At 69.3% G+C, this 12,551-nt stretch carries 12 protein-coding genes; 5 read left to right on the top strand and 7 right to left on the bottom strand.

What is annotated here, in order from left to right; genetic code table 11:
- Nucleotides 1-103: 103 nt before the first annotated feature.
- Complete coding sequence (locus KK7_RS0110980; RefSeq protein WP_010544700.1) at nucleotides 104-1,186, bottom strand: mechanosensitive ion channel family protein; 1,083 nt, start codon at nucleotides 1,184-1,186, stop codon at nucleotides 104-106.
- A gap of 340 nt (nucleotides 1,187-1,526) precedes the next feature.
- On the opposite strand from KK7_RS0110980, the gene KK7_RS22900 reads away from it, so the two are divergent.
- Nucleotides 1,527-1,685, top strand: a complete 159-nt coding sequence (locus KK7_RS22900; protein ID WP_158000000.1) for a hypothetical protein — start codon at nucleotides 1,527-1,529, stop codon at nucleotides 1,683-1,685.
- Nucleotides 1,686-1,785: 100 nt separating this feature from the next.
- Here the strand turns inward: KK7_RS22900 and cydX are convergent, their stop codons facing one another.
- Genes cydX through KK7_RS0110960 form a run of 3 tightly spaced genes read right to left on the bottom strand, consistent with a single transcriptional unit; the run spans nucleotide 1,786 to nucleotide 4,665 of the window.
- Nucleotides 1,786-1,902: a cytochrome bd-I oxidase subunit CydX gene (gene cydX, locus KK7_RS21885; protein WP_010544699.1), complete on the bottom strand. Its 117-nt coding sequence runs from the start codon at nucleotides 1,900-1,902 to the stop codon at nucleotides 1,786-1,788.
- 12 nt (nucleotides 1,903-1,914) lie between these two features.
- Complete coding sequence (gene cydB, locus KK7_RS0110965) at nucleotides 1,915-3,063, bottom strand: cytochrome d ubiquinol oxidase subunit II (RefSeq protein WP_010544698.1); 1,149 nt, start codon at nucleotides 3,061-3,063, stop codon at nucleotides 1,915-1,917.
- Nucleotides 3,064-3,084: 21 nt separating this feature from the next.
- Nucleotides 3,085-4,665 carry a cytochrome ubiquinol oxidase subunit I gene (locus KK7_RS0110960; protein WP_029623183.1) on the bottom strand — a complete coding sequence of 527 codons (1,581 nt, stop codon included), beginning with the start codon at nucleotides 4,663-4,665 and terminating at the stop codon, nucleotides 3,085-3,087.
- Nucleotides 4,666-4,783: 118 nt separating this feature from the next.
- Here KK7_RS0110960 and KK7_RS0110955 point away from each other — a divergent pair, with 118 nt between their 5' ends.
- Genes KK7_RS0110955 through KK7_RS0110940 form a run of 4 tightly spaced genes read left to right on the top strand, consistent with a single transcriptional unit; the run spans nucleotide 4,784 to nucleotide 10,336 of the window.
- Nucleotides 4,784-6,313: an ABC transporter ATP-binding protein/permease gene (locus KK7_RS0110955; RefSeq protein ID WP_010544696.1), complete on the top strand. Its 1,530-nt coding sequence runs from the start codon at nucleotides 4,784-4,786 to the stop codon at nucleotides 6,311-6,313.
- Nucleotides 6,310-7,890 (top strand): ATP-binding cassette domain-containing protein, encoded by a 1,581-nt coding sequence (locus KK7_RS0110950; protein ID WP_010544695.1) that lies wholly within the window; start codon nucleotides 6,310-6,312, stop codon nucleotides 7,888-7,890. The genes KK7_RS0110955 and KK7_RS0110950 overlap by 4 nt, the downstream gene beginning before the upstream one ends.
- A 40-nt stretch (nucleotides 7,891-7,930) precedes the next feature.
- Nucleotides 7,931-8,284, top strand: coding sequence for a DUF2946 family protein (locus KK7_RS0110945; RefSeq protein ID WP_010544694.1), 354 nt, complete (start codon nucleotides 7,931-7,933; stop codon nucleotides 8,282-8,284).
- A gap of 57 nt (nucleotides 8,285-8,341) precedes the next feature.
- Nucleotides 8,342-10,336: a TonB-dependent receptor gene (locus tag KK7_RS0110940; RefSeq protein ID WP_010544693.1), complete on the top strand. Its 1,995-nt coding sequence runs from the start codon at nucleotides 8,342-8,344 to the stop codon at nucleotides 10,334-10,336.
- A 90-nt stretch (nucleotides 10,337-10,426) separates the two neighbouring features.
- Here the strand turns inward: KK7_RS0110940 and KK7_RS0110935 are convergent, their stop codons facing one another.
- Genes KK7_RS0110935 through KK7_RS0110925 form a run of 3 tightly spaced genes read right to left on the bottom strand, consistent with a single transcriptional unit; the run spans nucleotide 10,427 to nucleotide 12,545 of the window.
- Nucleotides 10,427-11,434 (bottom strand): nucleotidyltransferase domain-containing protein, encoded by a 1,008-nt coding sequence (locus KK7_RS0110935; protein ID WP_010544692.1) that lies wholly within the window; start codon nucleotides 11,432-11,434, stop codon nucleotides 10,427-10,429.
- A complete protein-coding gene (locus KK7_RS0110930; RefSeq protein ID WP_010544691.1) occupies nucleotides 11,431-12,282 on the bottom strand; it encodes an HprK-related kinase A in 852 nt (283 codons plus the stop codon). Before KK7_RS0110930 ends, KK7_RS0110935 begins: the two co-directional genes overlap by 4 nt.
- Nucleotides 12,270-12,545, bottom strand: a complete 276-nt coding sequence (locus KK7_RS0110925) for an HPr-rel-A system PqqD family peptide chaperone (protein ID WP_010544690.1) — start codon at nucleotides 12,543-12,545, stop codon at nucleotides 12,270-12,272. Before KK7_RS0110925 ends, KK7_RS0110930 begins: the two co-directional genes overlap by 13 nt.
- Nucleotides 12,546-12,551 lie beyond the last annotated feature (6 nt).

Raw genomic sequence — 12,551 nt, 5'->3', positions numbered from 1 at the left:
ATCCCGTCATCCCGGCGAAAGCCGGGATCCATTGGGGGCTCCGTCAAGGCGCTTGCTGCGGCGGAGCGGCGACTGGATCCCGGCTTCCGCCGGGAGGACGGCTCTAGAATAAGGAGTCGCTCTCCACGCGCGGTGGCTTAAACTCCAGCAGCCCGCGGGCGCGAACCAGCGCCTCGGGCATCTCCTGCCGGATATAGGCGAGCAGCCCCTCGCGGATGTCGCAGCGCAGGTCGAAGGCGGTCGAGGCATCCTTGGCGGTCATCAGCCCGCGCACCTCGATCGCCTCGGGCTTCACGTCGGTTACCTGGAGGTTGCAGAAGCGCCCGTCCCAGCGCGGATTGGCCTTCACCAGCTCCTCCATTTTGGCGCGCAGCCGGGGGATGTCGGCGGCGGGGTCGAGATACCAGAACACGCTGCCGAGCAGCTGGCTGGTCTCGCGCGTCCAGTTCTGAAAGCTCTTTTCGAGAAACTGGGAGACGGGCACCACCAGCCGCCGCTCGTCCCACAGCCGCACCACGACATAGGTCAGGCGGATATCCTCGATCCGCCCCCATTCGCCCTCCACGATCACCACGTCGTCGAGGCGAATCGGCTCGGAAAACGCCATCTGGATGCCGGCGATCAGGTTCTTCAGCGCCGGCTGCGCGGCGGCGCCCACCGCCAGCGCGGCGAGGCCGGCCGAGGCGATCAGCGTCACGCCGATGCTGCGCACGCTGGGGATGCTCATCAGCATCAGGCAGAAGGTGATCGCCAGCACCACGAACAGAATGATCCGGCGCAGGATCGAGGCACGGGTTCGCCACCGGCGGGCGCGCAGATTGTCCGCCACGCTCACATCGGCGCGCAGCAAGATCCAGTCGAACAGCACGCCCAGCAGCGCGACCAGCATCCAGCCGATCAGCCCGGGCACCAGCAGCCCGGCACCTTGCGCCCAGGCGCGGGTGCCGCTCTCGCCCAGATCCAGCCCAGGCTGGACGAAGGACAGCGCGATCGCCATCAGCAGCCAGCGCCCCGGCCGGTACAGCCGGCGGATGACGATGTCGTCGAGCTGGCTGCGCGTGCGCATCGACGCCCGCCGCGCCAGCGCGAAGATCATGCGGTGGACCAGCAACGCCACGAGGATCGCGGCGGCAACGACCGCGATGCTTGTCACCCAGCCGGGCAGATCGGCGATGAATCGCTGCAAGAATCGGCTCCTGAAAGCGTCGGAAATGATCCCTCAACCCCGCTGCGCGGAGGACAGTTCCTGTCGGACGCGACGCATCGAGGTTCGTGCCCCGACGAAATTTTCAGGTTGGGCTGTGACCGAAAAGTCTCAGGAGACCGTCACCACAACCAAGTGTCTCACTGAATTGATATTCTATACCGATACTTATCGCACGCTGTTGTGCACCAGGACGCGAGACCGGCTCCGAGTCGTAACCGTGCCGTATCGGCACAGACCGTGATTTCTACGGAATGGCGGCCGGACCGCCTTAGGACCACATTCCCTGCGAACGAGTCGCACTTCCGTCGAGATGGATTTGATGAACGCCCAACAAACGGCCCCTCTTGAAAGCCATTTCCGCCTGCGTGCCGAGCAGGAGCGGGATCGCGCGGAGCGTGCGCCGAACGAGCGCCACAAGCGGCTGCACCTCGAACTGGCGGCGATCTTCGAACGTCGCGCCGCCGGCGACCCGATGTAATCCAGCATTGTAAAAGGCGGCGAACCGGAAAGGGTTCGCCGCCTTTTTATCGTACCGCCGATGCGGGGCGTGCGCCGCGGCGCCGCCCCGCGCCTGCCGTTCAGTCGAGGACCGTCAGGTCGCTCGCGGGGTCCGAATGGAACTCGTGCCAGATGCCATTGAGCACGGCGACCGCGACGGCGAGGCTGGTTCCCAGGATCCAGGCGAAATACCACATCGAGTTCACTCCTCAGTAGAGATCGGGGTTGAGGCGCAGCTCTTCCCGAGTCACGCGTCCGAACATCACCTTGTACACCCAGGCGGTGTAGGCGAGCACGATCGGCAGGAAGACCAGCGTGCACACCAGCATGATGAACAGCGTGAGGTGGCTCGACGAGGCGTTCCAGGCCGTGAGGCTGGAAGCGGGATCGATCGCGCTCGGCAGAATGAACGGGAACATCGACAAGCCGACCGTCGCGATTATGCCGATATTCGCCAGCGACGAACCGGTGAACACCAACGTGCCGCTACGGCTGCGGATGCCGATCAGCGCCAGCACAGGCCCCAGGAAGCCGAGCAGCGGTGCCGCCAGCATCCAGGGATGCGCGCCATAGTTAGCGAGCCACGCCCCCGGTGCCTTCACCGCCTGGATCAGGTGGGGGTTGGAGGGACCGTTGGTATCGACCACGCCGACCAGTCGATACCCCATGTCCCCATAGGCGATGAACGCGCCGCCCACCGCGAACAGCAGGATCGAAAGGATCGCGGCGATGGTACCGTAGCGCTGTGCACGCGCCACCACCGGGCCCTGCTCCGCCTTGAGGCTCAGCCAGCCGGCACCGTGCAACATCAGCATCGCCACCGACAACAGCCCGGTGATCAGCGTAAACGGGGTGAACAGGCCGAGCAGCGTGCCTTCATAGAACGAGCGCAGATCGCTATCGAGGCGGAAGGGCGCGCCGAGCAGCACGTTGCCGACCGCGACCCCGAACACCAGGGCGGGTACGAAGCCGCCCAGGAACAACGCCCAGTCCCAGCGCGCGCGCCAGCCGGCATCGGCATGCTTCGAACGATATTTGAAGCCCACCGGCCGCAGGATCAGCGCGGCGAGCACCAGGAACATCGCAAGGTAGAAGCCCGAGAAGCTGACCGCATAGACGAACGGCCAGGCGGCGAAGATCGCGCCGCCCCCCAGGATGAACCACACCTGGTTGCCTTCCCAGGTCGGCCCGACGGTATTGATCACCATGCGGCGCTCTTCATCGGTGCGCCCCACGAACGGCAGCAGCGCCGCCGTCCCCAGGTCGAAGCCGTCGGTCAGCGCGAAGCCGATCAGCAGCACCCCCAGCAGCGCCCACCAGATCAGGCGCAGGATTTCATAATCGAGCGGGATGGACATGTTCTTTCTCCTTGCTCGCGCTCATTCCGCGGGAACGGCATGGAGCGGCCGCGGCTCGGGCACCGCATCGTGGCGGGGCTGCCAGGGCGTGTAGGTTTCCGGGCCGTGCTTGATCGCCGCCAGCATCAGCCGGAACTCGATCACCGCCATCAGGCCATAGATCGCGGTGAAGCCGATGATCGTGGTCCACAAGGCGGGCACGGTCAGGCTCGAAGTCGCGAGGAAGGTCGGCAGCACGCCGTCCACCGCCCAGGGCTGGCGCCCCACTTCGGCGACGACCCAGCCGAATTCGATCGCGATCCAGGGCAGCGGGATGATCCACATCGCGGTGCGCAGGAACCACTTTCGGTGGAAGCGGCGCGAATTGGCATAGTAGATCGCGGCGGCGAAGAAGGCGATGAAGAAGAAGCCGAGCGCCGCCATGCCGCGGAACAGCCAGAACACCGCCGGCACGTTGGGAACGGTCGACCAGGCGGCGCGATCCTTCTGGGTGGCACTGGCCTGGCGCGGATCGGCGACCCAGCGCTTCAGCAGCAGGGCATAGCCGAGATCGCCCTTGGTCGCCTCGAACTTCGCCCGGGCGGCGATGTTGGTGCGATCGGTCTTCAGCGTCTGCAACGCATCATAGGCGATCAGGCCGTTCTCGATCCGCAGCCGGGCCTTGCCCACCAGCGGATAGATGCCTTCCACCTGGCCGGTCAGGCTGCGCGTGCCGATCAGGCCCAGCACATAGGGCACCTTCACCTGGAACAGCGTCTCGCGACCCTGGTTCGAGGGGAAGCCGAACACGGTGATGCCGGCCGGTGCCGCCTCGGTGTGCCATTCGGCCTCGATCGCGGCGAGCTTCATCTTCTGGTTGTCGGTCAGCGCATAGCCGCTCTCGTCGCCGAGCACGACGACCGACAGCGAGGCCGCCAGGCCGAACGCCGCCGCTACCGCGAAGCTGCGCTTGGCGAGCTCCAAATGCCGCCCGCGGAGCAGGTAGTATGCCGAGACGCCGAGCACGAACACGCTGGCGCAGACATAGCCGGCGCTCACCGTGTGGACGAACTTCGCCTGGGCGACCGGATTGAAGATCACCGCCATGAAATCGGTGACTTCCATGCGCATCGTGTCGGCGTTGAACACCGCACCCGCCGGGTGCTGCATCCAGCCGTTCGCGACCAGGATCCACAACGCGGACAGATTGGTGCCCAACGCGGTGAGGAAGGTCACCATCAGATGCTGGCGCTTCGAAAGGCGGTCCCAGCCGAAGAACATCAGGCCGACGAACGTGGCTTCGAGGAAGAAGGCCATCAGCCCCTCGATCGCCAGCGGCGCGCCGAAGATGTCGCCCACATAGTGCGAGTAATAGGACCAGTTGGTCCCGAATTCGAATTCCATCGTCAGCCCGGTTGCGACACCGAGAACGAAGTTGATGCCAAATAGCTTGGCCCAGAATCGGGTGATATCCCTCCAGATCGGGCGATCGGTGACGACATAGACGCTTTCCGTGATCACGAGGATGAAGGAAAGGCCCAGCGTCAACGGCACGAACAGGAAGTGGTACATCGCTGTCAGCGCGAATTGCAGGCGCGACAGCTCTACGACTGCCATATCCATAGTTTTGTCCTCAGCAAAGAGCCGGTGTTCGCGGCCTAGGCTTCGGTGGCGCCACCGCCTATGCGGAACATCCCCTATTCCGTTGCAGTGCCGAAATCGCTTGTACAAATTGTCTCATATGGCGCTTCAAAAACAGGCCGGGCTCGCCTGGATCATCGACTTGGGCGGGGCGGCGCTGTTCGCCTGGGGCATCGCGGACGGCGTGGCCGCCGCAGCCGCCGGGCAGCCCGTGCCCGGCGCGGCGTTCGCGGCGATGCTGGCCGGCGGGCTGGTCCGCGCCGCCACCGCCTGGGCCGTGCCGGTGCTGGCGGTGCGCGGCGCGCAGGCGAGCACCGCGCCGCTCCGCCGCGGCCTGGTCGAACAACTGCTCGGCAGCGGCGCCGCGCCATCGAGCGGCCAGTCCGCCGTGCTGGCGATCGATCATGTCGCGACGATCGAAGGCTATGAAACGCGCTTCGTGCCGGCCCGCGTGGCCGCCGCCGCCGCACCGCTGGCGGCGGTAGCGATCATCGCCTGCGCCAGCCTGGTCGCTGCGGGCATCCTGATCGGCACGCTGGTGCCCTTTGTGTTCGGCATGATCCTCGCCGGCACCGCCGCCAAGCGCGCGTCCGAACGTCAGCTGGAGGCGCTGGGCGACCTGTCCGACCTGTTCGTCGATCGGGTCCGCACGCTGCCGATCCTGCGCCACTTTGCTGCGGAGGAGCGGATCGCCCGCCAGGTGGGCGCCGCCACCCGCGAGGTGGCGAACCGCACCGTGGCGGTGCTGCGCGTCGCCTTCCTGTCGAGCGCGGTGCTGGAATTCTTCTCGGCGCTCGCGGTGGCGCTGGTCGCGGTCTATTGCGGGTTCGGCCTGCTCGGCCTCCTCCCCTTCCCCAGCCCGGAGACGCTGACGCTGCGCGAAGCCTTTTTCGCGCTGGCGATGGCGCCCGAATTCTACCTGCCGATGCGCCGGCTGGCGGCCGCCTATCACGACAAGCAGCTGGGCGAGGCGGCGCGCACCGCGATCGCGGCGGTGCCGCACCTTCCGCCCCCTGCCGCCGAACCGGGCATGTTCGCCGGGATCGCGGCGCGCGACGTAGGGATCGCCTGGCCCGGTCGCACGGTCGGGCCGGTCAGCCTGTCGATCGGTACCACCGGGATGCTGGCGCTGACCGGACCGACCGGCAGCGGCAAGACGAGCCTGCTCGCCGCCATTGCCGGGCAGATCGTGCCGAGCAGCGGAACGCTGACCGCAGCGGCACCCGGCGGCATCGCCTGGGCCGCGCAACACCCCCTCATCCTGCCCGGAACGCTGCGCGACAACCTGGCCCTCGCCGCGCCGCACGCGACCGACGCCGCGATTCTCGCGGCGATCGATCGCGTCGGCCTGACGCCGATGCTCGCCGGCCGGGGCGCGAGCCTCGACCTGCCGCTCGACCATCGCGGCTCCGGCCTTTCCGGCGGCGAGCGACGGCGCCTCGGCCTTGCCCGTGCGCTGCTGGCCGATCGGCCGCTGCTGCTCGCCGACGAGCCGACCGCCGATCTCGACGACGAATCCGCCGCCGCGATCACCGCGCTGCTCCGCGGCCTCGCCGCCGACCGCGCGGTGATCGTCGCCACCCATGATCCGCGCCTGATCGCGGCAGCCGATGCCAAGGTGACGCTGTGACCCCCTTCCCCCTCGCCGCGCCCGAACGCCGCACGCTGCGCCAGGCGCTGGCCTGCGCCACCATCGCGGGCCTTGCCGCGATCCTGCTGCTCGCCCTGTCCGGCTGGTTCCTGACCGGCGCCGCCATCGCCGGCGCCAGCGGCGCGGCAGCCGCCGCCGCGTTCAACTATCTGATCCCCAGCGCGGCGATCCGCGGGCTCGCGATCCTGCGCACCGCCGGGCGCTACGGGGAACGGCTGCTCTCGCACCAGGCGGCGCTCACCGCGATGGCGGACCTGCGCGGCGCGCTGTTCGGCAAGCTCGCCGCGCAGGACAGCCGCACCGCGCCCGACCTTGCCGGCGGCGATGCCAGCGCCCGGCTGATCGGCGATATCGAGGCGCTGGAGGATCTGGTCGTCCGCAGACCCAGCCGCCCCGCCAGCCTCGCCGCCGCGCTGTTCGCGGTTGCCCTGGTGGCCCTTGCCGGCTGGCAGGCGGCGCTGGCGCTGGCGCTGCTGCTCGCGGCACTGCCCCCGCTGCTGACCCTTGCCGCCCGCCGCCTCACCACCGGCCCCGCCGCCGACGCCGCCGAGGCGCTGGGCGCGCTGCGCACCGCGTTCGTCGACTATGCCGCCGCCCGGCCCGAGATCATCGCCTATGGCCTCGCCCCGCGCGTTGCGGACACGATCGCCGACCTGTCCCGCCCGCTCGACCGCGCCCGCGCGGCGCTGGCGCGGGGCGACGGCATCGTGGCGGGGCTGCTCGCCGGCTATGGCACGCTGGCCGCCGCCCTGGTCTTCGCCCTCGCCGAAGGGCCCGCCCCGATCCGCGCGCTGGCGCTGCTCGCCGCCGCCGCGTCGGTGGAGGCGATGGCCGCCTTCGCCCGCACGGCGCTGCGCCAGGCGAGCGTCGAACAGGGCCTCGCCCGCCTCGCAACGCTGGCCGAACTGCCCGGCGATCGCGCGCCGCCGCCGCCGATCGAGGCGGCCGCGCGCCCGATCGGCCTGGACGGCCGCACGCTGCCCCCCGGCGCGCGCGTCGCGATCACCGGCGCCTCGGGTACCGGCAAGACCCGGTTTATCGAGGCGTTGGCCGGGCTGCGCGCGCCCGTCCATGCGCTCACCCTGGACGGCACGCCGGTCGACCGCTGCACCGCCGATGCGCTGCGCCGCCAGTTCGCTCTCGCGCCGCAGGATTCGGTGCTGATCGCGGGCTCGATCGCCGACAATCTCCGCGTCGCCCGCCCCGGCATCGTCGACTCCGAAATGCGCGCCGCGCTGCACATCGCCTGCCTGGACGCCACGGTCGCCGCGATGCCCGCCGGGCTCGACACGCCGGTGGCCGAGGCCGGCGGCACGCTTTCGGGGGGCGAGCGCAAACGGCTGTCACTGGCCCGCGCGCTGCTCGCCCGGCGGCCCTGGCTGCTGCTCGACGAGCCGAGCGAAGGCCTGGACGCCGCGACCGAGGCCGAACTGGTCCGCCGCCTGGGCCAATGGCTCGATGCGACGGGCACCGGGCTGGTGCTCGTCTCGCATCGCCGCGCGCCGCTCGCGCTGGCGAAGGAGCGGATCGCCATCGCCGCTCTGGCGCACCAATGATATATTGAAACATTCACGATGCTGCGGTACGGCATCGTGAATGCGCTCGTTCCGCGTACCTGGTCTTCTCGTCCGGCTGCTGCCGGGACTGCTGCTCGCGTTCGCGCTGTGCTGGCAGGCGGGGATCGTCCGCGCGCATGCCCATGATACCCCCGGCTGGGTCAAGGCGACGCACGCGCATCACGCGCCCAAGCCGAATGACGACGATCAGGATTGCCCGTTCTGCGGCGAGCTGGCGACCGCCGCCGCCTATCTGGCCTCCTCCCCGCCCACACTCAGCCCGCCGCAGCCGGCAACCGAATGGCGGGAATCGCCGGCAGGCGATCCGGCCCCGCGCGCGCTGCGTTCGCACGCCTGGCGCAGCCGCGCGCCGCCCGCACTCCGCACCGCCTGACAGAAATATCGCGTCGCCGCCTGCGCGACGTCCCCCAGGTTCACGGAGTTTTGTTTCATGCGTACTGCCCTTCTCGCGGGCGCGGCCGTTGTCGCGTTCGTTCCCCATGCCTTTGCCGATCCCGACCCGCAGCAGGCGAACGACAAGAACACCATCATCGTCACCGCCGCGCCCTATGCGATCGCCAGCGACGAGGTGCCGACGATCGTCACCCATGTCGATCGCGACCAGATCCTGCGCGCCGGCGGCGCGAGCATCAGCGACGTGCTGGCCCAGGAACCCGGCATCGCCGCCACCACCTTCGCCAGCGGCGCCAGCCGGCCGATCATCCGCGGCATGGACGCGACGCGCGTCCGCATCCTCGAAAACGGATCGAGCAGCTCCGATGTGTCGGACATCGGCCCGGATCACGGCATGCCGGTCGATCCCTTCGCCGCGCAGAGCATCGAGGTCGTCCGCGGCGCCGGTACGCTGCGCTATGGCAGCCAGGCGATCGGCGGCGTCGTCAACGTGATCAACAATCGCGTGCCGATGGCGCTGCCGAAGGAGACGCTGTCGGGCGAAGCGGTCGGCAGCTACGGCACCGTCTCCAATGTCGGCGAAGGCGGCGCGCTGGTCGATGCCAAGCTCGGCGCGGTCGCGCTGCACGCCGATGGCTTCTACCGCGACGCCGGTAATTACGACACGCCGCTCGGCACCCAGCAGAACAGCTTCTTCCGCGGCCATGGCGGCGCGGTCGGCGGCTCCTACTTCTTCGGCGGCGACGATGCGAGCCATGTCGGCCTGTCGGTCAGCCAGTACAACTCGAAATACGGCATCCCCAGCGACACCACCTATATCGACATGCGCCAGACCAAGGTGATGTCGCGCAACGTGTTCGCGGTGAACACCGGCCCGCTCAAGAGCATCAACCTCGATGCGAGCTATGCCGATTATACGCATGACGAGAAGGAACCCGACGGCACGATCGACACGACGTTCCGCAACAAGGAGTTCGACGGGCACCTCGAGTTCCTGCTGAACCCGCTGGGGCCGATCCGCAACTCGGCGATCGGCTTCGAGGTGCAGAACCGCAAGTTCTCGGCGATCGGTGCGGACAGCAGCTACCTGTTCCCCACCACCACCCAGAGCGAGGCGGCGTACCTCTTCACCGAAGTGCCGCTGACCGACATCCTCCACCTCCAGGCGAGCGGCCGCGTCGAGCATGTCCGCGCCGAGGGCACCCCGGCGTCGAACGTGTTCACCGCGCGCGACTATACGCCGGTCAGCGGGGCGATCGGCGCGCTGCTCGATGTCGGCGCCCATGTGAAGCTGGGCCTGACCGGATCGAGCACCGGCCGCGCGCCCGCGATCACCGAGCTGTTCGCGCGCGGCGGGCATGATGGCCCCAACACGTTCGAGACCGGCGATCCCAACCTGAAGATCGAGCGCGCCAACTCGATCGAGGCGACGGTGCGGGTGAACCTGGATCGCTTCCACTTCGACGGCAGCGCCTATTCGACCTGGTTCAACAACTATATCTATGGCGACCTGACGGGGCGCACCTGCGACGACGACGGCACCTGCGCGGTGGGCGGCGACGGCGACCTGAAGGAGCTGAACTATCGCCAGCAGGGCGCGCATTTCCGCGGGCTGGAGGGCAAGGCGAGCTACGACCTGTTCCACAGACAGGACAGCACGCTGCAGCTGACCGCGCTGGCCGACTATACCCGGGCGACGCTGGACAGCGGCGGCAACGTGCCGCGCATCCCGCCCTATCGCCTGGGCGGCGGGATCAACTGGCTGAGCCCGAGGCTGGATGGCGCCGTGCAGTTCGTCCATGCCGGCAAGCAGAGCAAGTTCGGCGCGTTCGATACCGAGACGCCGGGCTACAACAACCTCAACGCCCAGATCGCGTGGCGTCCGTTCCAATCGCTGCCGGGAATCGAGTTCGCGATCATCGGCCAGAACCTCACCGACGAGGTGCAGCGCAACGCCGCCTCGCTCAACAAGGATCTGGTGGTCCAGCCGGGCCGCAACGTGCGGTTCATGGTCAAGGTCGCGACCTTCTGATTGTCGAAAGGGGGGCGGGGTCGACCGGCATCGGCTCCGCCTCCCCTCTCTGTCATCCCGGCGAAAGCCGGGATGACGGCCGTTGGGCTATCAGACGGGCCGATACCCCTTGCGCCACTTGGTCCACAAATGCCGCGCGAGCATCGCCGGCGGCATCCGCAGCAGGTGCGAGCGGAGGTAGAAACCGAGCTGCACCGCCTTGCGGGTCGAGCGGCCCCAGCGGTCCCGCGCCGTCAGCCGATGGTGGAACAGCGGATCGAGCGCGTCCCAGCCCTGCCAGTCGCGCGGCGCCTCGGTGCCGTAGAGCCGCGCCGACTGCCGTACCGCCCGCGCCATCGCCGCACCCAGCCCGTGCTGCGCGGCGCGTTCCGCCAGCCCGTCGAAGCCGAATTCGCCGAGCATGCAGTGGATGTCCCACAGGTTGCGCATGCCGCCGGCCAGATCGCCGTCCGCAAACAGATGCGCGGCGGCGTGGCACAGCATGTCCTGCGGGCAGAGCATGCGCAGCCCGTTCCCCAGCGCCACGCTCCCCGCCAGCAGCGCCGCCGCGTCGGGGCGGGTGCGCGCGGTGAGTGGCAGGATCGTGTGGTGCACGTCGATCATCTTGTCGCGGTCGCGGTGGATCAGCGGCGGCAGCTCGTGCATCCAGCGGCGATAATAGGCGTCGTCATAGGGATCGGGCTTCACCCATTCCCAGCCGGCGGCGAGCAGCGCGGCCTCGACCTCGGCCATCGCGTCGCGCGGCACGAGGATGTCGAGATCGCCGATCGTCCGCCCGACCGAAGGCGACAGTCCCGCCGCCGCGAACGCGGTGCCCTTGAGCAGCACCACCGGCACGTCGAGCCCGGCCAGCGCCCGGCGCGCCATCTCGGCTTCCCACAGCGCTGCGGTGCGGCCCTGCTCGGCCGAGGCGATGGCGTCTGCCACCAGCCGCGCCGCCGCCTCGGGCATCGGCAGCCCGGCGATCCGGTGCGCGAGCGTCCCCGCCAGTTGTTCGGCGCGGGCGACGGCCCAGAGCGCGTTCCAGTCCGGCGCCGAGAGCCCCGCAATCGCGGCAGGATCTCGCAGCACCCGGGCCAGGAGCAGCGCCGGGTTCATGCCAGCGCCTCCACCATGGCGATGGCGGTCTCGGCGTCCGGATAGTCGATCGCGCGCGAGGGCACCTTCTGCACCAGCCGGGTCAGCGCGTCGAAGCCGCGTTCGGCGAGCGTCACATAGTTGGTGGAGCTCTGGGTGAGCCGAACGAACGCCTCGCTCGGCAGCACCGGGCGTTCGGCGGCGTCGAACCCGAAGCGGGGGAAGAGGATGAGGCTGGGCTCGGCGGGCTGGTCCATCGCGGCGATGGCGCGGGCGTCCGGCACAAGATGGCGGATGGCGCCCTTGGGCGTGCCCTCCAGCAGCGGCCCGAAGCGCGCGCCCGGCAGCGCCTGCGCGACCACGTCGATCGCCTCGTTCTTCAGGCTGACCAGCCGGGGAAAGGCGTGGGCGAGCCCGGTGGCGCAGTCAATCAGCGCGAACTCGTCGCCCATCAGCCGCCAGCCGCGCGCCATGAGCAGTGCGGCAAGCGTCGACTTGCCCGCCCCCGAGATGCCGGTCATCAGCACCGCACGCCCGTCGCGCTCGACCATCGAGGCGTGCAGCAGCAGGTAGCGCCGCAGCCCCAGCGCCATCTGCAGGTTCATCCCCATCTCGGCGGCGAGCAGCCCCTGGGCGAGCGGCAGCGGCGCCGCATCGGGGATCACGAAGTCGCCTGCGATGTGCACCGAGGGGCGCAGCACCCGCCGCCAGGGCCGCGCCGCGAACAGGTGGACGTTGAAGTCCGCGATGCCGTCCTGCGGGCCTGGATAGTCGCGGTAGAGATCGTCCAGCGCGGCGATGGGCTCTCGCCAATGGCTGCCGATGCGGAAGCCCAGCGGCCCGATGCGCAGCAGCTTCAGATGGCGCATGTCCGCTCCACCAGCCCCGCCGCGACGAGCTCGTCGAGCCGCACCGCCAGCGCCGCCGGATCGGGGTCGGCGAGGTCGAAGCGCGCGGCCAGCACCGCGAGCAGCCCGGGCACGTCGCGCGGCCCCTCGGCCAGGATGTCGAGAATCTCCGGCACCGGCGCGTCGACGATATGGGTGATGCCCGAGGCGCGGTGGTAGACCAGCGTCAGCGCATCGAGCGGCACGACGCGCAAGGTCGCGGGATCGGCGGCGCGATAGAACACCGCCGG

It is taken from the genome of Sphingomonas elodea ATCC 31461 (assembly GCF_000226955.1).
Classification (GTDB): Bacteria; Pseudomonadota; Alphaproteobacteria; order Sphingomonadales; family Sphingomonadaceae; genus Sphingomonas; species Sphingomonas elodea.
The sequence above is the reverse complement of the archived record's forward strand: the minus strand, read 5'-3'. Positions and strand labels throughout refer to the sequence as shown.